The following is a 246-nucleotide window of genomic DNA, read 5'->3' on the forward strand; positions in this document are numbered from 1 at the left end:
CAACCGAGTACCGCTGGACGAGATGCGGCTCTCCGAGGACAGCTCCCTCCTGGCGGAAACCGAACGCCAGTTGCGGGAATATTTTTCCGGCAAACGTTCCCGGTTCGAACTCCCGCTCGACTTCCAAGGTACCGAATTTCAGAAAAAGGTCGGGTCCGCCCTGCTCACCATTCCATTCGGCGAGACCCGCAGCTATACTGAAATAGCCGTGCAGATCGGCAGCCCCAACCCAGTACGGGCGGTTGG

Annotated in this window: 1 protein-coding gene; it reads left to right on the top strand. The window is 59.3% G+C overall.

From position 1 onward, the window contains the following. Positions 1–246, top strand: a 246-nt coding sequence (locus ACLJNW_RS27620; RefSeq protein WP_410961759.1) for a methylated-DNA--[protein]-cysteine S-methyltransferase, incomplete at both ends; no start/stop codon positions are given.

This window comes from Salmonella sp. SAL4457, assembly GCF_046548235.1.
GTDB lineage: Bacteria > Pseudomonadota > Gammaproteobacteria > Enterobacterales > Enterobacteriaceae > Salmonella > Salmonella enterica.